General features: G+C 73.6%; 17 protein-coding genes. 12 read left to right on the forward strand and 5 right to left on the reverse strand.

Annotated features, from left to right (window positions below):
- Window positions 1-19: 19 nt before the first annotated feature.
- From Mco01_RS06865 to Mco01_RS06875, 3 genes are read left to right on the forward strand one after another with little or no spacing between them, the layout of a single operon-like run.
- Window positions 20-1,159, forward strand: coding sequence for a VWA domain-containing protein (locus tag Mco01_RS06865; RefSeq protein WP_204055993.1), 1,140 nt, complete (start codon window positions 20-22; stop codon window positions 1,157-1,159).
- Window positions 1,160-1,176: 17 nt separating this feature from the next.
- Window positions 1,177-2,541: an MFS transporter gene (locus tag Mco01_RS06870; protein WP_239103390.1), complete on the forward strand. Its 1,365-nt coding sequence runs from the start codon at window positions 1,177-1,179 to the stop codon at window positions 2,539-2,541.
- Window positions 2,542-2,557: 16 nt separating this feature from the next.
- A complete protein-coding gene (locus Mco01_RS06875; RefSeq protein ID WP_204055994.1) occupies window positions 2,558-3,553 on the forward strand; it encodes an enolase C-terminal domain-like protein in 996 nt (331 codons plus the stop codon).
- A 112-nt stretch (window positions 3,554-3,665) separates the two neighbouring features.
- Here Mco01_RS06875 and Mco01_RS06880 read toward each other — a convergent pair whose 3' ends face one another.
- Together Mco01_RS06880 and Mco01_RS06885 are read right to left on the reverse strand one after the other, a co-directional pair.
- The gene (locus tag Mco01_RS06880) at window positions 3,666-5,045 is read right to left on the reverse strand and encodes an LCP family protein (RefSeq protein WP_239103391.1); all 1,380 of its coding nucleotides are present in this window, start codon (window positions 5,043-5,045) and stop codon (window positions 3,666-3,668) included.
- A 173-nt stretch (window positions 5,046-5,218) separates the two neighbouring features.
- Window positions 5,219-6,727: an alpha/beta hydrolase family protein gene (locus Mco01_RS06885; RefSeq protein WP_239103392.1), complete on the reverse strand. Its 1,509-nt coding sequence runs from the start codon at window positions 6,725-6,727 to the stop codon at window positions 5,219-5,221.
- Window positions 6,728-6,838: 111 nt separating this feature from the next.
- Here Mco01_RS06885 and Mco01_RS06890 point away from each other — a divergent pair, with 111 nt between their 5' ends.
- Both Mco01_RS06890 and Mco01_RS39735 read left to right on the forward strand, forming a co-directional pair.
- On the forward strand, window positions 6,839-7,939 hold the full coding sequence (locus Mco01_RS06890; protein ID WP_204055996.1) for an exonuclease SbcCD subunit D: 1,101 nt from the start codon (window positions 6,839-6,841) through the stop codon (window positions 7,937-7,939).
- Window positions 7,940-7,958: 19 nt separating this feature from the next.
- Window positions 7,959-11,684 carry an AAA family ATPase gene (locus Mco01_RS39735; protein WP_204055997.1) on the forward strand — a complete coding sequence of 1,242 codons (3,726 nt, stop codon included), beginning with the start codon at window positions 7,959-7,961 and terminating at the stop codon, window positions 11,682-11,684.
- 46 nt (window positions 11,685-11,730) lie between these two features.
- Here Mco01_RS39735 and Mco01_RS06900 read toward each other — a convergent pair whose 3' ends face one another.
- Window positions 11,731-12,447: a M50 family metallopeptidase gene (locus tag Mco01_RS06900; protein ID WP_204056144.1), complete on the reverse strand. Its 717-nt coding sequence runs from the start codon at window positions 12,445-12,447 to the stop codon at window positions 11,731-11,733.
- Window positions 12,448-12,552: 105 nt separating this feature from the next.
- On the opposite strand from Mco01_RS06900, the gene Mco01_RS06905 reads away from it, so the two are divergent.
- The 4 genes from Mco01_RS06905 (at window position 12,553) to Mco01_RS06920 (ending at window position 16,182) form a co-directional block, all read left to right on the forward strand.
- Window positions 12,553-13,644 carry a magnesium and cobalt transport protein CorA gene (locus Mco01_RS06905; protein WP_239103393.1) on the forward strand — a complete coding sequence of 364 codons (1,092 nt, stop codon included), beginning with the start codon at window positions 12,553-12,555 and terminating at the stop codon, window positions 13,642-13,644.
- A gap of 84 nt (window positions 13,645-13,728) precedes the next feature.
- Entirely contained in the window at window positions 13,729-14,355 is a 627-nt protein-coding gene (locus Mco01_RS06910) for a PadR family transcriptional regulator (RefSeq protein ID WP_204055998.1), read from the forward strand.
- The gene (locus Mco01_RS06915) at window positions 14,352-15,323 is read left to right on the forward strand and encodes an ATP-binding cassette domain-containing protein (RefSeq protein ID WP_204055999.1); all 972 of its coding nucleotides are present in this window, start codon (window positions 14,352-14,354) and stop codon (window positions 15,321-15,323) included. The genes Mco01_RS06910 and Mco01_RS06915 overlap by 4 nt, the downstream gene beginning before the upstream one ends.
- Before the next feature lie 4 nt (window positions 15,324-15,327).
- Window positions 15,328-16,182, forward strand: coding sequence for an ABC transporter permease (locus Mco01_RS06920; RefSeq protein WP_051458765.1), 855 nt, complete (start codon window positions 15,328-15,330; stop codon window positions 16,180-16,182).
- Window positions 16,183-16,253: 71 nt separating this feature from the next.
- On the opposite strand, the gene Mco01_RS06925 is transcribed toward Mco01_RS06920, so the two are convergent.
- Window positions 16,254-17,588 carry a hypothetical protein gene (locus Mco01_RS06925; protein ID WP_204056000.1) on the reverse strand — a complete coding sequence of 445 codons (1,335 nt, stop codon included), beginning with the start codon at window positions 17,586-17,588 and terminating at the stop codon, window positions 16,254-16,256.
- Window positions 17,589-17,795: 207 nt separating this feature from the next.
- Here Mco01_RS06925 and Mco01_RS06930 point away from each other — a divergent pair, with 207 nt between their 5' ends.
- On the forward strand, window positions 17,796-20,009 hold the full coding sequence (locus Mco01_RS06930) for a thiamine pyrophosphate-dependent enzyme (protein WP_204056001.1): 2,214 nt from the start codon (window positions 17,796-17,798) through the stop codon (window positions 20,007-20,009).
- Window positions 20,010-20,057: 48 nt separating this feature from the next.
- Complete coding sequence (locus Mco01_RS06935) at window positions 20,058-20,891, forward strand: alpha/beta fold hydrolase (RefSeq protein ID WP_204056002.1); 834 nt, start codon at window positions 20,058-20,060, stop codon at window positions 20,889-20,891.
- Window positions 20,892-20,898: 7 nt separating this feature from the next.
- On the opposite strand, the gene Mco01_RS06940 is transcribed toward Mco01_RS06935, so the two are convergent.
- The gene (locus Mco01_RS06940) at window positions 20,899-21,522 is read right to left on the reverse strand and encodes a TetR/AcrR family transcriptional regulator (protein WP_204056003.1); all 624 of its coding nucleotides are present in this window, start codon (window positions 21,520-21,522) and stop codon (window positions 20,899-20,901) included.
- Window positions 21,523-21,550: 28 nt separating this feature from the next.
- Between Mco01_RS06940 and Mco01_RS06945 the strand changes: the two genes are divergently transcribed.
- Entirely contained in the window at window positions 21,551-23,131 is a 1,581-nt protein-coding gene (locus Mco01_RS06945) for a carboxyl transferase domain-containing protein (protein WP_372444796.1), read from the forward strand.
- Window positions 23,132-23,143 lie beyond the last annotated feature (12 nt).

Raw genomic sequence — 23,143 nt, forward strand, 5'->3', positions numbered from 1 at the left:
GCCGACGGAGGAGGGCGTGATGGGCGAGCCGGAGCGTGACGAGCGGGCCCGGCGGTGGCGGCTGGTGCTCGGCGGCGCCGCCGCGGGCGGCCTGGAGGGGGCCGACGCGCGGATGGACGCGGCGCTCGCCGCCCTGTACGACGGCGGGGGCGAGCGCGGCGCCGGGCTCGGCGGGTCCGCCCCGAGGGTGGCCCGGTGGCTGGGGGACATCCGGGAGTTCTTCCCCTCGACCGTCGTCCAGGTCATGCAGCAGGACGCCATCGAACGGCTCGACCTGACCCGGCTGCTCCTCGAACCGGAGATGCTGGAGGCCGTCGAGCCCGACGTCCACCTCGTGGGCACGCTCCTGTCGCTGAACCGCCTCATGCCCGAGCGCGCCCGCGAGTCCGCGCGGGCCGTGGTCCGCAGGGTCGTCGCCCAACTGGAGGCGCGGCTGGCCCGGCGCACCCGGGCGGCCGTGACGGGCGCGCTCGACCGGTCGGCCAGGACGCACCGGCCCCGGCGGGCGGCCGACATCGACTGGCACCGCACGATCCGCGCCAACCTGAAGAACTACCTGCCCGATCGCGGCACGCTCGTCCCGTCCCGGCTCGTCGGCTACGGACGGCGCCGGCAGGCCGTGCAGCGGGAGGTGGTGCTCTGCGTCGACCAGAGCGGCTCGATGGCGGCCTCCGTCGTCTACTCGAGCGTGTTCGGGGCGGTGCTCGCGTCCATGCGCTCGCTGCGGACCTCGCTCGTCGTCTTCGACACGGCCGTCGTCGACCTCACCGAGCAGCTGACCGACCCGGTGGACGTCCTGTTCGGCACCCAGCTCGGCGGCGGGACCGACATCAACCGGGCCATCGCGTACTGCCAGGGCCTGATCACCCGGCCGGCCGACACGATCTTCCTGCTCATCAGCGACCTGTACGAGGGGGGCGTGCGGGAGGAGATGCTGCGCCGGGTCGCGGCGATGACGGCGGCGGGCGTCCAGGTGATCGTGCTGCTGGCCCTGTCCGATGAAGGGACGCCGCAGTACGACCACGACAACGCGGCGGCGCTGGCGGCCATGGGCGTCCCGGCGTTCGCCTGCACGCCGGACGCGTTCCCCGACCTGATGGCGGCGGCGATCGAACGGAGGTCCTACGACCAAATTCCGATGGCCTCGCGCGGGTCCTGATCCGTAAGGTCCGAAACGTGACTTCGGTAGTGACCGCTCCTCCGGTCTTCGCCAGCCGGTACCGCGCCATGAGCGTCGGCATCGTCGCCCTCGTCATGCTCGTCGCGTTCGAGTACCTGGCGGTGGCCACGGCCATGCCCCTCGTCGGCCGGGAGCTGCACGGATACCACCTGTACGGCCTGGCCTTCAGCGGCGGCCTGGCGGCCAACGTGATCGCCACCGTCGTCGGCGGCCGCTGGAGCGACGCGCGAGGCCCGGCCTCGTCCCTGTGGACGGGTGTCGGCGGCTTCATCGCCGGGCTGGCCGTGTCCGGGCTCGCGCCGACGATGGAGGTGTTCCTGGCGGGCCGGTTCCTCCAGGGCCTCGGCGGCGGCCTGTTCAACGTCGCCCTGTACGTCCTGGTCGCCCAGGTGTACCCGGCGGCGATGCACCCGCGGGTGTTCTCGCTGCTGGCGGCCGCGTGGGTGCTGCCGTCCGTCGTCGGCCCGGCGATCACCGGGATCGTGGCCGAGCGGTGGACCTGGCGGCTGATCTTCCTCGGCGTCGCCGTCCTCGCCGCGCCGGCCGCCCTGGTCATGTGGCACGGCATGCCCTCGGGCGGGTCGCCGTCCCGGGAGGGCATGGGCAGGGCCTTCCTGCCCCGCCTCGCCTGGGGCGCGCTGGCCGCCGTCGGCGCCGCCCTGCTCCAGTACGGCAGCGGCACTCCGGCCACCGGGCTTCCCCTCGTGGTCACCGGGCTGGCCGTGCTGGCGCTGGCGCTGCCGAGGCTGCTGCCGGGCGGCGCGCTCCGGATCGCGCGCGGGCTGCCCGCCGTGGTGGCCCTGCGCGGCCTGGCGGCGGGGGCGTTCTTCGCCGCCGAGGTGTTCGTGCCGCTGACGCTCACCCAGCAGCGCGGCCTCACCACGGCGCAGTCGGGCCTCGCGCTCACCGGCGGCGCGATCGCCTGGTCGCTCGGCTCCTGGATCCAGGGGCGCCGCCCCGACGCCCGCGTGCTCACCCTGCGCCTCGGCACCGCCCTGATCGCGGCGGGCATCGCGGTCACCGCGACGACCGTGTTCCACCAGGTGCCGATCCTCGTGGCGTTCGGGGGATGGATGGTGGCCGGGCTCGGCATCGGGCTGGTCTTCCCCACGCTGTCGGTGCTGGTCCTGGAGCTGTCGGCCCCCGGCGAGGAGGGCAAGAACAGCGCCTCGCTGAGCATCGGCGAATCGGTGTTCTCCATCGTGGCGGTCGCGCTGACGGGCGCGCTGTTCGCCGCCTTCGGCGGCACCCCCGTGGTCTATCTGACCTGCTTCGGCCTCCTCGTCCTCATGGCCGTGACCGGCACGGTCGCCGCCGGGCGTTTTGAGCATCGCCGGGCACCGGGCACCATGGAGGTCTAGCCACAAGGGGGATCCATTGCCGCGTGTCCGGGAGCTCGAGGTCTTCAGGATGACCCTGCCGTACGGCAGGCGTCCGGAGACCGTCCTGGTCAAGATCACTGACTACGGCGGCATGGTGGGCTGGGGCGAGGTCGTCGAGCCGGGACACGGGGAGCGGCTGGAGGGCGAGCTGCCCGCCCTGGTGGGCGTCGACTGGGAGCACCCGTCCGAGCTGGGGGCGATCCCCGGCGGCGCCGCGGGCGACATGGCCTGCTGGGACCTGTGGGGCCGGATGAACGGCGTCCCGCTCTCCCACGCCCTCGGCGGGACCCGCACGTCGCTGATCGCCACGGTCCGGCTGAGCGCCGACCGTTCGCTGGAGAGCATGGTCGCCCGGGTGAACCGGCATGTCTGCGCGGGGTACGGCCACGTCACGCTCGACGTGCACCCCGGGTGGGACGTCGAGCCGCTACGGGCCGTCCGGGCCGCCTATCCCGGCCTCGTCATCGCCGTGGACGGGCGCGGCGCCTACACCGACATCGACCAGCTCGAGGCCCTGGACGCGTACGGCGTCGTGGCCATCGAGCGCCCGTTCAAGGACCTGCTGACCAGCGCCGACCTGCAGGACCGGGTCTCGGCCGCCGTCGCGGTGGAGGTCGGTACGGTCGGCGAGCTCGACGAGGCGGTCGGCCTCAAGGCGGGCCGCGCGCTGCTGCTGCGCCCGGCCGTGTTCGGCTCGCTGGGCGCGGTGCGCCGGGCCCACGACCGGGCCGTGGACGCGGGCTGGGACATCGTCTGCGCCGGAGGCCTCGGCGCGGGCCTGGCCAGGGCCGCCACGGTGGCCGTGGCGAGCCTGCCGGGGTGCACGCTGCCGAGCGACGTGGCCGAGCCGCCCCGCAGCGCACAGGTCGTCCTCCCGCCCGTGGACGCCTCGGGGGGCGTGGTCGCCGTGCCGCTCACCCAGCCGGGCCTCGGCCACACGGTCGACGAGACGCGGGTGCGCCGCCTGGCCCGCGAGTCCTTCCGCGTCTGACCCTCGACCGCGTCAAACGCGTCCCCCGAACCGTGCCCGACGCCCACGGGTCCCGTTCCGCGTCCGAAGCCCTCGAACCGTGCCCGACGCGCGCCGGGCCTTGAGAGGCGTGTCAGACCGCGCCGCAGCCCTCGTCCACCGGGGTGGCGGTCGGCTCGGCCTGCTCGGTGCCCGGGTCGAGACGGTGCCGCCGCTGGCCGGGCCGTTCCGACTGCCGGATGGCCCGGGCGGTCAGCAGGCGGATGCGGTCCCAGTCGGGGTACGCCGTGTTGATCACCGGCGGGATGAACTGGAGGCTCGTCACCCCCGCCTGCTTGACCTTGGCCGTGAGCGGCACCAGGGCCTCCAGCATCGGGCGGGGGATGTCGGTGTGCACGATGGTCCGGGTCGCGGCGGCCAGCTGCGTGAAACGGCTCAGGACGGTCCCGGGGTCGGCCTGCCTGACGAGCGCCCCGAGCACGCAGCGCTGCCGCCGCATACGGGAGAAGTCGTCGCTGTAGGTGCGGGAGCGGGCGTACCAGAGCGCCTCGGCTCCGGTCAGCCTGCGGGTGCCCGCGGGCACGACGCCCTCGTCGTACTTGCCGTACACGATGTTCCGGTCGACCGTGAGGACCAGCCCGCCCAGGGCGTCGACGATCTTGGCGAAGCCCCCGATGTTGACCAGCGCGTACCAGTCGATCCGCATGCCCAGGATGTAGCCGATCGTCTCCTTGAGGGTCTCGGCGCCCATGTGCTCGCGTCCGCCGAACAGCTCGGGGTGCTCCTCGGCGTACTGCCAGACGGAGAACAGCAGGTCCTCCCGCCAGCCCGGCTTGTACTCCGGCAGCGTGAACCCGTACGGGAAGCGCAGGGCCATCGGGCTGCCCGGCGGGAACGGCACGTGCTCCAGGTTGCGGGGCAGGCCGAGCAGCACGGTGCGCCCGGTGTGGACGTCGACGCTGGCGACGTTGATGCTGTCGGTGCGCATCCCGACCCGGTCGGCGCCCGAGTCGCCGCCGAGCAGCAGCACGTTGACGCGGTCGCGTCCGTCCCAGGGGTCCCCCGTCCCGCCGGCGGCGCGGTCCCGCCCCGCGAAGACCGCGTCGAGGGTGCGCTGGGAGACGGCGAGGTACTGCGCCGCGAATGCGAAGGGCGTCGCGACGGCGACGGCCAGGACGCCCGCGACGGCGCCCGTGAGCACCTGGCCGATCCGCGGCAGCCTCCCCGGACGCAGCACCGCGTACGAGTGGACGACGAGGCAGAACCAGGCCAGGGCACAGGCCAGGGCGGCCACGGCGAGCTGGGTCAGCCAGCCGAGCACGCGTCCCGCCAGGCCGGCGTCGGCCCCCGCGGACACCGCGACCAGGCAGACGAGGACGGTCAGGTACGAGCCCATCAGGACGAGCCCGGTGCGCCGCCATCCGGCCCGCAGGTGCGCGGCGCCCGGCAGCACCACGGACAGCCCCACCCAGCCAAGCAGGGCGGCCGCCCTTCTCGTCGACACGGTCACCATGTCGCAATTGAAGAGGGCGGCCGCCCGGCGGGGCCGCGCACTGGAGGGACCGGGGCGAGTCCATACCGGCATTTGACCCGCCGATCGCCGTAGCGGGGGAGCGGCCGCCCGGCGTACGCCGGTTCAGGCCGCCGCGGCGTCCTCCGTCCCCGGGGCGCGCCGCAGGGAAGACGTCACCAGGGGATGCCGAACAGGCCGTAGTAGGCGGCGGTCACCAGCAGCAGCCCGGTCCCGCCGAGGACCCCGGTGAGCACCGTCTTCTCCCAGCGGCTGGGCTGCCACCCGTCCCGCAGCCCGGCCAGCACGGCCGCCACGGTCGTGACCTCCTGCACGAGCATCACGACCGCGAGCATCCGCACGACGAGCCACCCGGCCTGGACGGCGGGCCACGCGCCGGCCTGGTTGACCGAGAACAGCACGATCAGCGTGATGAACGCCATGACGGCGGCGAACTCGCCGAGGCCCGTCCACGCCATGCGGCGCAGCCGCCGCCGGATCGCGGGCCACAGGTGGGCGTTCGTCTGCAGCCGCAGGTCGCGCCCGCGCAGCCGGACGACCATCTCGGTCACCGGCGCCGCCACGTAGCCGACCGCGGCCAGGCAGAGCGTCAGCCACAGGAACGTGCTCTCGCCCCACCACGGCGCGGCGGGCACGTCGGCCGCCTCGAACCGCTGCACCGGCGTCTCGCCCGCGAGGTGCAGGGACGGGGCGGCGGTGCCCGGCAGGCCCCCGATCCAGTTGGCCAGCGTCGGCAGGTAGCCGGGCGCGAACGCCCCGCCGTTCAGGCGCATGGCGTGGTTGGCGCCGGCGAGGTACCGGATCGTGTAGTCGGGGTTGCCGCCCTCGTCGAGTGCGCCGGTCAGGGTCTCGGTGCTCTCGACGAACGGGATGCTCGGGTCCATCGTCCCGTACAGCGCGAGCACGGGCTGGGTGATCCCGCGCAGCGCCGGGACCCCGTCGTACCGCAGGAAGTCGAAGCCCACGCCGCCCATGGCCCGGGTCAGCAGGTCGCGCACGCCGGTCGGGGCGTGGAGCCGCAGCAACTGCTCGTTGAGCGCCCAGGCCACCTGCCGCATGGGGGAGACGTTCGGCGAGGAGACGAGGACGACGAACCGGACGTCCTTGTCCTCGGCGGCGGCGATGGGGACGACCCAGCCGCCCTCGCTGACCCCCCACAGGCCCGTTCGGGACGGGTCGACGTCGGGCCGCCGCCGCAGCACGTCCAGCATCCGGAGCGCGTCGTCGGCGAGCAGCGAGAAGTCGCGGTTGCGGAAGTTGTAGCCCACCGTGCGCTTGTCGTAGGCGATGGTCGCGATGCCCGCCCCGGCCAGCCACTCGGCCTGCTGCGTGAACTCCGCCCCGTCGCCGGAGCCCGACCCCTGCACGAAGACCATCGCGGGATGCCGGCCCGGCGTGAGCGGCGTGCGCACCGTGGCCTTCAGCGTCTCGTCGCGCGCCGGGACCGTCAGCGTCTCGGTGCGGAACCTCGCCGAGGCGTCGACGTGCCGCACCTCGGCGGGCGGCTGTGCCGGCAGGGACCGGAACGCCGGCGAGGCCGACAGCGGAGGCGGGTCGAAGGCCGGAGGCGACAGCAGGTGGCCGAGCGCGGCAAGGGTCACCATCAGCACACCGGCGATCACGCCGAGAGCGCCCCGGCCGACGTTCATGAGGCCGCCCCCCATGGCTCATCCGTTTACCGAATCCAGGCTAAGTCATTACTCGATCGGGATCGCGACCGCCAGTGGGATCATTGGGACCACTTTTGTCGGAGGGACCTGTTAGCTTCCTGCGACATGCGCGTCCTGCACAGCTCCGACTGGCACCTCGGCCGGTCGTTCCACCGGGAGAGCCTCCTGAGCGCCCAGGCCGCGTTCGTCGACCACCTCGTGGAGACGGCGCGGGAGGAGCGGGTCGACGTCGTCGTGGTCGCCGGCGACGTCTACGACCGCGCGCTGCCGCCCGTCGACGCGGTCGCACTCTGCAACGAGGCGCTGGCCCGTCTCAAGGCGCTCGGCGTGCACACCGTGCTCATCAGCGGCAACCACGACTCCGCCGTACGGCTCGGCTTCGGGGCCGACCTCATGGAGCGGGTGCACCTGCGCACCGACCCCGGCCGCGCATGGGTGCCCGTCGTCGTCGGCGACGTCGCGTTCTTCGGCATCCCCTACCTCGAGCCCGAGATCGTCAAGGGGCCGTGGGAGCTCGCCGAGCGCAGCCACACCGCCGCCCTGACGTACGCCATGGACCGCGTCAGAGCCCATCCCGCCCGGCGGAAGGTCGTGCTGGCCCACGCGTTCGTGACCGGAGGCGAGGCCAGTGACAGCGAGCGGGACATCAGCGTCGGAGGCGTCGCCCACGTGCCGCTCGCCGCGTTCTCCGGCGTCGACTACGCGGCCCTCGGCCACCTCCACGGGCGGCAGACGATGAGCGAGACCGTGCGCTATTCGGGCTCCCCGATCGCGTACTCCTTCTCCGAGGCCGGCCAGCGCAAGGGGTCGTGGCTCGTCGACCTCGACGCGAACGGCGTCGAGTTCGTCCCCGCGCCCGTGCCCCGGCCGGTGAGCAGGCTGCGGGGCCGCATCGACGACCTGCTGTCCGACCCCCGCCACGCGGGGGTGGAGGACCACTGGCTCCAGGTGACGCTCACCGATCCCGTACGGCCCCGGGAGGCGATGGAGCGGCTGCGCGGGCGCTTCCCCCATACGCTGGCGCTCGCGTTCGAGCCCGACGGCGCGACGGCGCAGGCGGCGCGTCTTGTCCCGCTCGCCGGGCGCGCCGAGATCGACGTGGCCGTCGACTTCGTCCGAGAGGTCCGCGGCGAGGAGGCCGACGAGGCCGAGACGCGCCTGCTCAGAGAGGCCGTCGAGGCCTGCAGGATCAGGGAGAGCGCGTGAGCGCGGCTAGGGAGGCCACGTGAGGTTGCACCGGCTGCGGCTGACCGCCTTCGGGTCCTTCCCCGGCACCGAGGAGGTGGACTTCGACGCGCTCGGCGAGGCGGGCCTGTTCCTCATCCACGGCCCGACCGGCGCCGGCAAGACCACCGTCCTCGACGCCGTCTGCTACGCCCTGTACGGCCAGGTGCCGGGGCAGCGCGACAGCGCCCGGTCGCTGCGGTGCGACCACGCGCCCCCCGATCGGGGGCCGTCCGTGGTCCTGGAGGTGACGATCCGCGAGCGGCGCTTCCGCGTCACCCGTTCGCCCGCCTGGATGCGCCCCAAGCTGAGGGGCGAGGGCCTGGTCGAGGAGAAGGCCAAGGTCCTGCTGGAGGAGTTCACCGGCGCCTGGACGGCCCGCAGCACGCGCAGCGACGAGGCCGGGCACCTGATCGGCGACCTCATGGGCATGAACGCCGACCAGTTCTGCCAGGTGGCGATGCTGCCGCAGGGCGAGTTCGCCCGTTTCCTGCGGGCCGACGGCGACGACAGGCGGAAGCTGCTGGAGAAGCTGTTCTCCGTCAAGATCTTCACGGATGTGGAGAAGTGGCTCGCCGAGCACCGCACCCAGACCGGGCGTGAGCGCCAGGAGCTCGGCCAGCGCGTCGAGTCCGTCCTCGACCGGATGCGCGGCGCGGCCGGGGCCGGCCTGCCGCTGCCCGAGGACGCCGCCGACCCCGCCGCCTGGGCGGACGCCGTGCTCGGCCTCGCGCAGGGAGAGCTCGCCCGCGCCGCCGAGGCGTCCGCGGCCAGCCAGACGGCGCTGCTCGTCGCCCGCGCACGCCTCGCCGACGGTCAGGCGCTGGCCGACCGGCGCAGACGCCATGCCGCCGCCCTCACCCGGCGCCAGGAGCTCGACGCCGCCGCCGACGAACGCGCCGACCTGGAGACGATCCTCGACGAGGCGATCCGGGCCGATCGCGTGCTCCCGCTGATCCGCCAGGCCGAGCAGCGCGCCGAGGCCGCGGCCAAGGCGAGGAGCCTCGCCGCCGACGCAGCGCAGCGTGCCCTCCCCGCCGGCCACCGCCCGGGCCCCGAGGGTGCGGGCGTCGCGAGTGCGGGATCCGAACGTTACGGGTACGGCGTCGCCGGGCCTGACGTCGCCTCCTCGGCGAGCGGATGGCCGTACGAGGGCGGGCTGGTGGGAGGACACGGGCCGGGTATCGCCGGCGCCGGCATGGACGGCGCGGACGGTTCGGGGGATTCGGGCGCCCCCGCTGCCTCCGGCGGCCGCGCGGACCTCGGCGGCCAGGACGGCCAGGGCGACGTGGGACGGCCGGAGGGCGAACGACTGGCCGGGCTGCTGGCGGAGCTGGAGCGGCAGCGGCGCGACGAGATCGGCCGGGTGCGGCAGGTCCTCCCCGAGGAGTCCCGGCTGCGGGAGATGCGCGAGGAGCTCGACGCCTCGGCGACCGCGCTGGCCGGCCTGGTCGAGCAGGAGGCGCGCCTGGCCGAGCGCCTCGCCGTCCTGCCGGAGGAGCGCCGCCGGGCCGAGGAACGGCTGGAGGAGGCCCGGCTCGCCGCGGCGGCCGTCCCCGGCCTGACGTCCGCGCGCGACGCCGCCGTCCGCCTGCGCGAGGCCGCCCAGCGGGCGGCGGCCCTTCAGGCGGAGCTGGAACGGCTGGCCGAGGCGGAGGGGGCGGCGCTCGCGGCCCAGGCCGAGCTGCCCGCCCTGCTGGCCGCGGCCGAGGAGCGGGTGAGAGGCGCGCGGGACAGCGCGGCCCGGATCCCCGCGCTGGAGGCGGCGTGCCGGTCCGCGGCAGAGCGGCTGGCGGCCGCCGAGCTGCGCGACGCGCTGACAACCGAGCTGGAGGAGGCGGAGCAGGCCCGCCGAACGGCCGTCGACGTGGCCCAGGAGCGTCGCGACGGGCTCCAGGCGGTCCGGCAGAGCCGGATCGAGGGCATGGCGGCCGAGCTTGCGGCGCGGCTCGCGGAGGGCCGGCCCTGCGCCGTCTGCGGCTCGGTCGACCACCCGGCCCCGGCCGAGCCCGCCGAGAGCGCCCCCACGGCCGACGACGAGCACGCCGCCGAGGAGGCGTTCGAGGCCGCCCAGCGAGCCCGCGAGGAGGCGGAGACGAGGGTCGCCGGACTGTCGTCGCGGCTCGACGGCGCCGCCGGTCAGGCCGGCGGGCTGGCGCAGGAGGCCGCTGCCACGGCGCTCGCCGAGGCCGGCGCGGAGCTGGACGCCCTGCGCGCGGCCGCGGACGAGGAGCCGGCGCTCGCCGCGGACGCGGACCGCCTGGCGGCCGACCTGGAGGCGGCACGCGAACGGGCCACGGAGACCGCCGGCCGGATCGCCGAGACCCGCGCCCATGTCGAGGCCCTGGACGCGGAGCGGGCCCGCCTCGCCGCGGCCCTGCGGGACGTCGATCCCGAAGCGGGCGCCCTCGTCGACGGCCCGGACCCCGACCGTATCGAGGCAGCGCCCGAGCACATGGACGACGAGAGTGGCTGGGAGGGGGCGCTGGTCGCGCGGGCGGAGCGGCGCCTCGCGGAGGCCCGGGCCCTGGCGGCGCGGGAGGAGTCGCTGGTCGCCGAGCGTGGCCGGCTGGCGGCCGAGATGGAGGAGCTGACGTCCCGCGGCGGCCGGGTCGCGCTCGACCTGGCCGAGGTGCGCGCCCGCCGGGAGCGTCTCGTGGCCGACGAGCGACGGCTGGCCGCGATCGTGGACGAGGCGCGCGGCCGGGACGCCACGCTGGCCGCCCGGCTCGACCGGCTGCTCGACGAGGTCGCGCTCATCCGGGAGGCCGCCGACGCCGCCAGGGCCGCCGCCGTCGCCGCCGCCGAGAGCGCGACGGCCCGCGAACAGGCCGAGCGAGCCGCGGCCGAGGCCGGTTTCGCCGGCGTGGAGCACGCCGCCGCGGCCGTCCGGATGCGGGAGGATCGCGAGGCCATGGCCCAGCGGCTGCGGGACCTCGACGCCGAGCGGGCCACGGTCGAGAGCGTGCTCGCCGATCCGGAGCTGGTGGCGGCGGCGCGGGAGGAGGCCCCGGATCTGCCCGTCCTGACGGGCGAGCACGACCACGCGGAGCGGGAGCACGGCTCCCGCGTCTCCGAGCGCGACCGGGCGCAGGCACGGCTCGAACAGCTCACCGGTCTCGCGTCCGAGCTGGACGCGGCCCTGCGTAAATTCCGCCCGGCCGAGGATCGTCACCGGCTGGCGCGCCGTCTCGCGGAGCTCGCGGGCGGCACGGCCTCAGACAACCGCTGGCACATGCGGCTGTCGTCGTTCGTACTGGGAGAACGGCTGCGTCAGGTGGTGGAGGCGGCCAACGAGCGACTCGACCGCATGTCCGGCGGGCGCTACCTCCTCCGCCACGACCTCGGCAGGTCGGCCGGAGACCGGGGCCGGTCAGGAGGCGGGCTGGCTCTGCGCGTGATCGACGCCTGGACGGGGGTGGAGCGCGACCCGGCCACGCTGTCCGGCGGCGAGAGCTTCGTCACCTCGCTTGCGCTGGCCCTGGGACTGGCCGACGTCGTGACCGCGGAGGCCGGCGGCGCCGAGATCGGCAGCCTGTTCGTGGACGAGGGCTTCGGCACGCTCGACGACGAGACGCTCGACGACGTGCTCGACATCCTCGACGGCCTCCGGGAGGGCGGCCGGTCCGTCGGCGTGGTCAGCCACGTGGCCGAGCTGCGGGTCCGCATCCCGGCCCAGCTCCGCGTCGTGAAGGGCCGCTCCGGCTCGACCCTCGCCCGCCATTAGCAAACGGCCACCGCCAGAGCACAGGGCGGGCGTGTACGGCCGTCGGTCAGACCTCGAACGGGAGCCAGCGGGCGGAGAGGAGGTAGGCGCCGGCGGCCAGGGAGGCGGTGGAGACCAGCAGGAACAGCAGGACCCACAGCGCGCCCGGCACCCGGGTCAGCCGCGCGAGCTGGTCGGCGTCGGAGTCGGGCGCCCGGCCGTGGCGGCGCTTGGTCTGCAGCTCCAGGATCGGCCGTACGCCGCCGAGCAGCAGGAACCACACGGCGGCGTAGGCGCAGGCGCCCTGCACGTTCGGCGGCGCGAACCAGGACAGCGCGAACACGGCGCCGCCCACGGCCAGCAGCGCCACGGCGCCGAAGAAGTTCCGGATCATCAGCAGCATGCACACCAGCAGCACGAGCACGGCCCACAGCAGCAGGGTGATCCGTCCCGCCGCGACGAGCCACGACGCGCCCAGCCCGATCAGGGACGGCGCCACGTACCCGGCCGCGGCCGTCGCCACCATCCCCGGGCCCGTGGGGTTGCCCCGGGTCAGCGTCACGCCGGACGTGTCGGAGTGCAGCCGGATGCCGCGCAGCTTGCGCCGGGTCAGCACGGCGGCCAGCGCGTGCCCGCCCTCGTGCGCGATCGTGATCAGCCCGCGCAGGACGTGCCACGACGGCGGGTACGACACCAGCGCGAGCGCGGCCAGGCCCGACAGCGCGACCAGCCACAGAGGGGGCGCGACCTGGGTCGCGGTCAGCTCGTTCCACACGGCTTTCAGGGGGACACCTCCGCGCGGAATCGTACGGCCTCGGACCCATCAGGCCATACCTTTCTATGTGTGGCTGAGCGGCGTATGCGTGGACTGCGTGGATTCAGTGGGCTCATGAGGGTGAAGCCGGAGCCCGCTCCCGAGCATTCGATGGACCCCCGGGCGGGCGGGGACGAACCGATCAAGCAGAGCGTGATCGACAACGCCGTGTACGTCGACGGTGCGCGGGTGGACTCCCCGCTGTCGCTGAGCGACGCGATCGCGTCGCTGCGGTCGCGGCCGGGGGCGATGGCGTGGATCGGCCTGTACCGGCCGGAGGAGTCGGAGCTGCTCAAGGCGGCCGAGGAGTTCGGGCTGCACGAGCTGGCGATCGAGGACGCGATCGTGGCCCACCAGCGGCCCAAGGCGGACCGGTACGGCGGCACGCTGTTCGTGGTGCTGCGGGCCGCGCAGTACCTCGACAAGCCGGAGAAGGTGGAGTTCGGCGAGCTGCACGTGTTCGTCGGGCCCGACTTCGTGCTGACCGTGCGGCACAGCGAGGCCCCCGACCTGTCGAAGGTCCGGCGGCGCATGGAGTCCGACCCCGACCTGCTCCGCCAGGGGCCCCAGGCCGTGCTGTACGCGATCCTCGACGCCGTCGTGGACGGCTACGCGCCCGTCGTCGCCGGCCTGCAGAACGACATCGACGAGATCGAGGTACAGGTCTTCGGCGGTGACCCGGCCGCCCCGCGCCGCATCTACTCCCTGTCGCGGGAGGTCATCGAGTTCCAGCGGGCCACCAGCCCGCTCGTGCCGATGCTGGACGGGTTCATCGCGGCGTCGCCCAAGTACGGCGTGGACGAGGAGCTCCAGCGGTACCTGCGCGACGTGTCCGACCACGCCATCACGGTGACCGAGCGGGTGGCCGGCTTCCGGCAGATGCTGCAGGACATCCTGATCGTCAACTCGACCCTGGTCAGCCAGCAGCAGAACGAGGAGATGACCAAGCTCACCGGCGCGAGCATCGCCCAGGGGAACGAGGTCAAGAAGATCTCGGCGTGGGCCGCGATCCTGTTCGCCCCGACCCTGGTCGGCACGATCTACGGGATGAACTTCGACCACATGCCGGAGCTGCACTGGCTGCTCGGCTACCCGGTGGCCCTGCTCCTCATGGGCCTGGTCTGCCTCACCCTCTACCTGGTCTTCAAGCGGCGCGACTGGCTCTGACCGCCGTCGCGGCTGATCCACCCCTTGCTTCTGCCAACTATCTAGATATATCGTCAAGGTATCTCGATAGTTGGGTGGTGACACATGCACGACCAGATCTGGCACCCCTACGGGCACGTGCCCGTGGTCCCGCCGGTCCCGCACGTCCGCCCGCTGCCGCCCGTCCCGCCGTTCTTCCACATGGCGGCCGGCCCGGCGGGTCACCCCTTCCCGCACACGCCGCCCGAGCCGCCCGTTCCGCCGGGGCCGCCCGGGCCCCCGCCCGGCCCGTTCCCGCGGGTGCGGAGGGGTGACGTGCGGGCGGCCCTGCTCCGGCTGCTGAGCGAGGAGCCGCGCAACGGCTACCAGATGATCGAGGAGATCAGCCGCCGCAGCGGCGGGGTGTGGCGGCCGAGTCCCGGCTCGGTCTACCCGGCCCTCCAGCAGATGGAGGACGAGGGCCTCGTCAAAGGCGAGGAGTCCGGCGGCAGCCGCGTCTACCGGCTGACCGAGGAGGGGCGGCGGCAGACCGACGAGCGGGCAGAGCCATGGGCCGACGTGGCCCGCAGCATCCCGGAGGACCGCCACGAGCTGCGCCTGCTGTGGGCCCAGCTCGGCGAGGCGTTCCTCCATCTCTCCCAGGTCGCGGACGACCGGCAGGTCGACCAGACCAAGAACCTTCTGAAGACGACGAGGCAGGCGATGTTCCGGATCCTTGCGGAGGACGAATGAACGCGGCGGTGGCCGTCCACGGGCTGCGTAAGACGTACGGCGACGTCGAGGCCGTCAAGGGCGTCGACTTCGAGGTGGCCCCGGGGGAGGTGTTCGGCTTCCTCGGGCCGAACGGCGCCGGGAAGACCACCACGATCAGCATGCTGTGCACCCTGATCAACCCCACGGGCGGCACGGCCGAGGTCGGCGGGCACGACGTCGTGAAGGAGCGCGACGAGGTCCGCCGCAACATCGGGCTGGTCTTCCAGGACCCGACGCTCGACGGCTACCTCACCGCCGAGCAGAACCTGCGCTTCCACGCCGAGCTGTACGGCGTGCCGAAGGAGGCGGTGCCGGACCGGCTCCGTCAGGTCCTCGAGATGGTCGCCCTGTGGGACCGCAAGGACAGCAAGGTCATGACCTTCTCCGGCGGCATGAAGCGCCGGCTGGAGATCGCCCGCGGCCTGCTGCACTCGCCCCGGGTGCTGTTCCTCGACGAGCCGACGGTCGGCCTGGACCCCCAGACCAGGTCGGCCATCTGGGGCTACATCAACCGGCTGCGTCACACCGAGGACATCACGATCTTCATGACGACGCACTACATGGACGAGGCCGAGTACTGCGACCGGATCGCGATCATCGACCACGGCGAGATCGTCGTGATCGACTCGCCCGAGGCCCTCAAGGCGAGCGTCGGCGAGGACCGCGTGCAGATCCAGACGGGCGACGACGAGACCACGATCAAGCTGCTCAAGGAGCGGTTCGACATCGACGCCGCCGTGCGCGAGGGGCAGGTGACCTTCGCGGTGGCCTCGGGCGAGCAGTTCGTCCCGCGCCTGTTCGCCGACCTGGGGATGCCGATCCGCTCGGTGAGCGTGTCCCGCCCGTCGCTCGACGACGTCTTCATGTCCTACACCGGCTCCACCATCCGCGACGCCGAGTCGGGGCCGGGGAACCAGTGGATGCGCGCCATGGCAAGGGGAAGGTGATCCGATGACGACCGACGTCGTCCGCGTGAGCGTGCCGCGTGCGAGCGGCTCGCACAACCTGCGCGCGGTCAAGGTCGTGCTGCACCGCGAGCTGCTGCGCTTCGTCAACGACCGGACCCGCATGGTGTCCAGCCTCATCCAGCCCGTGCTGTGGCTGTTCGTGATGGGCACCGGCCTGGGCTCGCTCGTGCGGGCGTCGATCCCCGGGATCGACTTCCGCACGTTCATGTACCCCGGCATGATCTCCATGACGGTGATCACGACGGCGATGTTCTCGGCCGGGTCGATCGTCTGGGACCGGGAGTTCGGCTTCCTGCGGGAGATGCTCGTGGCCCCGGTGAGCCGCAGCGCCATCGTGGTCGGCAAGTGCCTCGGCGGCGCGGTCGTGGCCAGCGCCCAGGGCGTCATCATCCTGGCCCTGGCCGGGCTGGTCGGCGTGCCCTACTCGCCGGCCCTGCTCCTCACGCTGCTGGCCGAGATGTTCCTCGCGGCGTTCACCATCACGGCGTTCGGTGTGATGCTGTCGGCCCGGATGCGGAACATGCAGTCGTTCTTCGGCGTGATGCAGATGGCCATCATGCCGATGATCTTCCTGTCGGGGGCGATGTTCCCGCTGGCCAACCTGCCGTCGTGGCTGCACGTGCTGACGACCGTCAACCCGCTCACGTACGCCGTGGACCCCATGCGGCAGGCGGTGTTCGGCCACATCGCCGTGCCGCCGCAGGTCGACGCGATGCTGAACCCCGGCGTGACGTGGTTCGGCCACAAGCTCCCGATCATCGCGGAGCTGGGGCTGGTCGCCGCCATCGGCGCCGTCCTGCTCGGGGTGGCGATCGCGCAGTTCCGCCGCAGCGAGTAGCGCGGCGGGCGGCCGGGAGCCCGGCCCGGGGCGTGCCCGCCCCGGGCCGGGCCCGTCACGTCGTCAGGCGCTCAGCGCTTGACCTTGACGTAGTCCGTCCTGCTGGAGGACCTGCCTGCCTCGTCGTCGCCGCCGAAGACGGCCTTCCAGGTGCCGGACCTGACCGCCTTGGTCTTGGTCCAGAACTTGCCTGAGCCGTTGGTCCACGTGGTCTTGACGTACGACCAGTGGCCGCCGGGCTTCTTGAACCACAGGGTGACCTTGTGGTGGCCGTAGCCCTCCCAGCCGTCGTCCCAGACCTGCAGGCTGCCCTTGAGGCGCAGGTACCTGCCGTGCCTGACCGGCTCGGGGCCGGCGTCGAACCGCACGATGCGGGTGTCGGCGACCGGCTCTGGCTCGGGCGCCCTGACGGTCACGTGGTCAGCGCCGGAGGTCGAGCCCTTCACGCCGCGGGTCCCGTCGTACTCGGCCCGCCACCAGCCGGACTCCCGCGCGGTGACGTCGGCGAAGAAGCGGCCGTACGCGTCGGTCCAGTCGGAGGCGACGTACCGCCAGTCGGAGGAGCCGTCGGCCTTGAAGAGGACCCGCACCTTCTGGCCCTTGAAGCCGTCCCACGACGAGCCGCCGATCTCCAGCCGGCCGCGCAGGCGCAGCGTGTCACCGCGGTCGACGGGCTCGGGGTAGGCGTCGAACCCGGTGATGCGGGTCGGCCTGGCCGCGGCCCGGACGTCGACCCGGTCGCTGTCGCTGATCGCGGACTCGGTGTCCGACGCCCCGTCGAACTCCGCCCGCCACCAGCCGGACCGCACGGCCTTCTCGCCGGCGGAGAACCGCCCGTGGGAGTCGGTCGTCACCCAGTCGACCCGGGTGTAGGAGTCGCCGCCGAGCGGCTTGAAGGCGAGGTACACCTTCTGGCCGTCGTACTGCTTCCAGGCCGAGCCCTCCTTGTAGGTGAGCGCGCCCCGCAGCGTGATCCTGCCGCCCTGGTCGACCACGTCGGGGGTGGCGTCGACGTCGAGGCCGGTGATCCAGTGGACCTGGAACTCCTTGACCGTCGTCGCCGACTCCGCGCCCTTGGTGGCCTTGGCCTCCAGCTTCCAGACGCCCGGCTCGTCGGCGAACGTGAACGTGTGCGTCGCCGTGTACGTGCCGGTGCCGGAGACCGTGAGCGGCACGGACTTGTTGTTGCGGTCGACGAGCCTGGCCGAGCCCGTGTCCGCCGTCTTGAAGGTGAACGTCGCCGAGGTGCCCGCGTCGGTCTTGACGACGACGGGGGCGGGCGACACCGTCAGGTCGGCCGGCGCCGGGGGCGGCGCCGCCGCGCCGGCCGCGGTCGCCGGAAGGGCCGCGAAGACCGCCCCTCCCAGCGCCAGGGCCGCGATCGCGGCAGGGATGCGTTTCAACATTCCGGTGAACCTTCCTTCCCGGGGGTTGAACGCGGCGTGAGGGTGCCACGTCGTTTCTCTTGTAGTAGACGTGCAATTGGGCGAAATGGTTGGAATGACTGACCATTTGTCATCAATCTGTGTCAAAAGGAGCGATCCACAGCCGCGATGTCAACGGAGATGTCGCTGTGCGGGACGGAGCGTGCATCCTGCGACATAATCGGCCGTGTGGTGCGGGACGCTGTGGAGACGCATTTCGCCGAGGTCGTCGGTGCGCTGACGCCGGGCCCCCCGAGGGATCCGGCGCTGCCGATCCGGCCCGGGACGACCCTCACGGGCGCGCGGTGCCGCGAGCTGTTCGCCGTGCAGCTCGGCAGCCGCCTCCTCGACGTCGCCGCCCGGCAGCTGCGCGAGCGCGACGAGGGCTTCTACACGATCGGCTCGGCGGGTCACGAGGGCAACGCCGCGGTCGCCGCCGCGCTGCGCGTCACCGACCCGGCGCTCCTGCACTACCGGTCGGGCGCGTTCTACCTGGCCCGCTCCGCCCAGGCCGGCCGGCTGGCGGAGGAGGGCCTGCGCGACGTGCTGCTCGGCCTCGCCGCGGCCGCGGAGGAGCCGATCGCGGGCGGCCGCCACAAGGTGTTCGGCCACCCCGGCCTGGCCGTGATCCCGCAGACCTCCACGATCGCCAGCCACCTGCCCCGGGCCGTCGGCGTCGGCTTCGCCATCGAGCGGGCCCGGACCCTCGGCGTCCCGTCGGCATGGCCCGCGGACGCCGTGGCCGTGTGCAGCTTCGGCGACGCCTCCGCCAACCACGCCACCGCGCTGAGCGGCCTCAACACCGCGGCGTACGTCACCTTCCGCGGCCTTCCGCTGCCCGTTCTCTTCGTGTGCGAGGACAACGGCATCGGCATCAGCGTGAAGACGCCGCCCGGATGGGCCGAGCGGGCGCGCCATCCGATGCTGCCGTCCTTCGAGGCCGACGGCTGCGACCTCGCCGAGATCCACGACGTGGCGCTGCGGGCGGTCGAGCACGTCCGCACGACCCGCAGCCCGGCGTTCCTGCACATGCGGACGGTCCGGCTGATGGGCCACGCCGGCTCCGACGTGGAGATCGCCTACCGCACCCGCAAGGAGATCGCCCTCGACCTGGAGCGCGACCCGCTCGTCCGGACGGCCCGGCTGCTCGTCGAGGCCGGCCTCGCCACGCCCGACGAACTGCTGTCCCGCTACGAGAGCGACCGGGACCACGTGCTCAAGCTCGCGATGGAGTGCGCGCGGCGGCCGCGGCTCGCGTCCGCGGCGGAGGTCATGCGGCCGATCGCGCCGCGCGACCCCGGCCGGGTGGCCGTCCGCGCCGCGCAGGCGGCCTCCACCGATGCCAGGGAACGGGCCTTCGCCACGCTGCCCGAACTGGAGGGCAAGCTCACGCTGGCCCAGGCCGTCAACCGGACCCTGGCCGACGCGATGGCGGCCGACCCGGGCGTCCTCGTCTTCGGCGAGGACGTCGCGCGCAAGGGCGGGGTGTACGGCGTCACCCGGGGGCTGCTGCGCCGCTTCGGCGCGGAGCGCGTGTTCGACACGCTGCTGGACGAGCAGGCCGTCCTCGGCCTCGCCCTCGGCTCCGGGGTGACCGGCCTGCTGCCGGTGCCCGAGGTGCAGTACCTCGCCTACCTGCACAACGCGCTCGACCAGATCCGCGGTGAGGCGGCCACGCTGCAGTTCTTCTCACAGGGGGCGTTCCGCAACCCCCTGGTCCTCCGAGTCGCCTCATATGCCTATCAAAAGGGCTTTGGCGGGCATTTCCACAATGACAACTCAATTGCGGCTTTAAGGGATATTCCGGGCATTGTGGTCGCATCGCCCGCGCGCCCCGACGACGCGGCCGCCATGTTGCGGACCTGCCTCGCCGCGGCCCGGGAGGACGGCAGCGTGTGCGTGTTCCTGGAGCCGATCGCGCTGTACCACACGCGCGACCTGTTCGACGAGGGCGACGGCGGCTGGCTCGCGCCGTACGCGCCGCCCGCGCGATGGGCCGAGACGCACGTTCCCATCGGCCGGGCCCGGTCGTACGGCGACGGGCGCGACCTGACGATCGTGACGTTCGGCAACGGCCTGCGGATGAGCCTGCGGGCGGCCGTCCGGCTCACCGCGGAGGAGAAGGGCTGCCGGGTGCTCGACCTGCGCTGGCTGTCGCCGCTGCCGGTGGAGGACCTGATGCGGGCCGCCGAGCTCACCGGCCGGGTGCTGATCGCCGACGAGACCCGGGCCGGCGGCGGGGTGTCCGAGAGCGTCATGGCCGCGCTGCTCGACAACGGCTTCACCGGGCCGATCGCCCGCGTCGCCTCCCACGACAGCTTCGTCCCGCTCGGCCCGGCCGCCGACACCGTCCTGCTGTCGGAGACCGACATCGAACAGGCCGCCCGCAAGCTGCTCGGGTGAGAGCCGCCCCCCGGGACGCGGCGAAGATCGCGGATGCGAGGATGAGGCGTGATCACTTTCGCCTCGTACGACGGGACGGCGCTCGTCTGCCATGAGCGGGGGGAGGGCCCGGCGCTGGTCTGCCTGCCCGGCGGGCCGGGACGGTCCTCCGCCTACCTGGGCGATCTCGGCGGCCTCGCGGCCCGGCGCCGGCTCCTCCTGCTGGACAACCGGGGGACCGGGGACTCGGCGGCGCCCGCCGACCCGGCCACGTACGGCGTGGGCAGCCTCGTGGCGGACGTGGAGGCGCTGCGCGTGCGCCTCGGCCTCGAACGGATCGACCTGCTCGCGCACTCGGCCGCCGGGGCCCTGGCGCTGCTGTACGCGGCCCGCCACCCCGGCAGGATCGGGCGCCTGGTCCTGGTCACGCCGAGCCTGATGCCGATCGGGATCGAGCCGACCGACGAGGAGTGGGTCGACCAGATCGAGCGCCGGGCCGGCGAGCCGTGGTACGCGCGCGGGCTGGCCGACCTGGAGGCGTGGGAGGCGGGCGACGAGAGCCGGCGCCCGGGCGCGCAGCCGTTCTTCTACAGCCCCTGGAACGAGGAGGCCAGGGCGCATGCCGCGCGGTTCGCGGCCCGCTCGGCGGAGGCGGCCGCGGGCTTCCAGACCGGCGTCCCGCCGGCAGAGGAGACCCGGGAGAGCCTGGCCCGGCTCGCCGCGCCGGTCCTGCTGATCGCGGGGGAGGGGGACCCGGCGCCCCTGCCCGCCCACGTGGAGCGGGCGGCCGCCCTGTTCCCCGGCGGCAGGGCCGTCGTGCTGCCCGGGGCGCACTACCCCTGGGTCACCGCCCCGGACGCCTTCGCCGCGGCGGTTGGGGCGTTCCTCGACGGCTCCGGTTAGCGTTCGTTCACAAGGTGGCCAGGGCGGCCCGCGCCATGCCGCGCAGCAGCTCCGCCATCGTCTCCGGCGGCAGTTCCCCGGCGCTGCGCGGGGTCGAGTTGAGCAGGCCGAAGACCGCGTGCGTCGCGGCCCGCAGCCGCGCCGGCGGGCACGACGGATGCAGCTCGGTCAGCACGGTCACCCATTCCTCGGCGTACAGCCGCTGGAGCCGCCGGATGCCGCGGCGGGCCGGCTCCGGCACGTTGTCGAGCTCGCGCTCGTGCACCCGGATGAGCGCCGGGTGGTTCAGCGCGAACTCGATGTGGCCGGTCAGCAGCGCGTCGAGGGCCGCCTCCGCGGTGTCGGGGTCGGCCGTGGTGGCCAGGCGCGCCCCCTGCTCCCGCAGCCGCCCGCTGATGTCGAGCAGCATCTCCCCGAGCAGGGCCTCCTTGCCGTGGAAGTGGCGGTAGAGGGCCGGGCCCGAGATCCCGACGGCCGCCCCGATCTCCTCGATCGACACGCCGTGGAACCCCCGCGCGGCGAACAGGCCGGCCGCCGCCTCCAGGATCTCCGCCCGCCGATTGCGGGTAGGTGTACGTGCGGTGGTCACGGCACCCCATGGTAGACGAGGCGAGTTAACGATGGTTAACATCCGGAGCATGAGCGTGAGCGCGTGGCCGGTGCTGGAGAGCCGGTGCGACCCGGGCGGCGAGGCGTACAAGCGGAACGCCGAGGCGAACGAGCGTCTCGTGGCGGACCTGCGCGAGCGGCTCGCTGCCGCGGCGCCGGGCGGGCCCGAGCGGGCGAGGGAGCGGCACGTCCAGCGGGGCAAGCTGCTCCCGCGCGACCGGGTCGACACGCTGCTCGACCCCGGGGCCCGGTTCCTGGAGCTGTCCCCGCTGGCCGCGACCGGCATGTACGACGACGAGGCCCCGGCCGCCGGGATCATCACGGGCGTCGGCCGGGTGTCCGGCCGGGAGTGCGTGATCGTGGCCAACGACGCCACGGTCAAGGGCGGGACCTACTACCCGGTCACGGTGAAGAAGCACCTGCGGGCCCAGGAGGTCGCGCTGCACAACGCGCTGCCCTGCCTGTACCTGGTCGACTCGGGCGGCGCCTTCCTCCCCCGGCAGGACGAGGTCTTCCCCGACCGCGAGCACTTCGGCCGGATCTTCTACAACCAGGCCACCATGTCGGCCCGGGGCATCCCGCAGATCGCGGCGGTGCTCGGCTCGTGCACGGCGGGCGGGGCGTACGTCCCGGCGATGAGCGACGAGGCCGTGATCGTCCGGAACCAGGGCACGATCTTCCTGGGCGGCCCGCCGCTGGTGAAGGCGGCCACCGGCGAGACCGTCACGGCCGAGGAGCTGGGCGGCGGCGAGGTGCACGCCCGGGTCAGCGGCGTCACCGACCACCTGGCCGAGGACGACGCCCACGCCCTGAAGATCGTGCGGGACATCGTGGCGACGCTCGGTCCCCGCGCGCCCCGGCCCTGGGACATCGCGCCCGCCGAGCCGCCGGCCTGGGACCCGCGCGACCTGTACGGGATCGTCCCCCAGGACACCCGCACGCCGTACGAGGTGCGCGAGGTGATCGCGCGGATCGTCGACGGCAGCCGGTTCCTGGAGTTCAAGGCCGAGTACGGCCCGACGCTGGTCACGGGGTTCGCCCGGGTCCACGGGCATCCGGTGGGCGTCGTCGCCAACAACGGCATCCTGTTCGCCGAGTCGGCCCTGAAGGGCGCGCACTTCATCGAGCTGTGCGACCGGCGCGGCATCCCCCTGGTCTTCCTGCAGAACATCAGCGGCTTCATGGTCGGGAAGGCGTACGAGGCGGGGGGCATCGCCAAGCACGGTGCGAAGATGGTCACGGCCGTCGCCTGCGCCCGGGTGCCGAAGCTCACCGTGATCATCGGCGGGTCGTTCGGCGCGGGGAACTACGCCATGGCGGGCCGGGCCTACTCGCCGCGCTTCCTGTGGATGTGGCCGAACGCCCGGATCTCGGTCATGGGCGGGGAGCAGGCCGCCACGGTGCTGTCCACGGTCGGCGGCGCGGACCCGCGGACCCGGCGCGAGTCCGACACCGCGGAAAGGATCCGGGCGCAGTACGAGCACCAGGGCAACCCTTACTACTCGACCGCCCGCCTGTGGGACGACGGGGTGATCGACCCGGCGGACACCCGCACCGTTCTCGGCCTCGCCCTCGGCGCCGCCGCGAACGCCCCTCTCGAACCCGTCGGCTACGGCGTCTTCCGGATGTGAGGTTGTGCCAAT

Source organism: Microbispora corallina, from assembly GCF_016863035.1.
Lineage (GTDB): Bacteria > Actinomycetota > Actinomycetes > Streptosporangiales > Streptosporangiaceae > Microbispora > Microbispora corallina.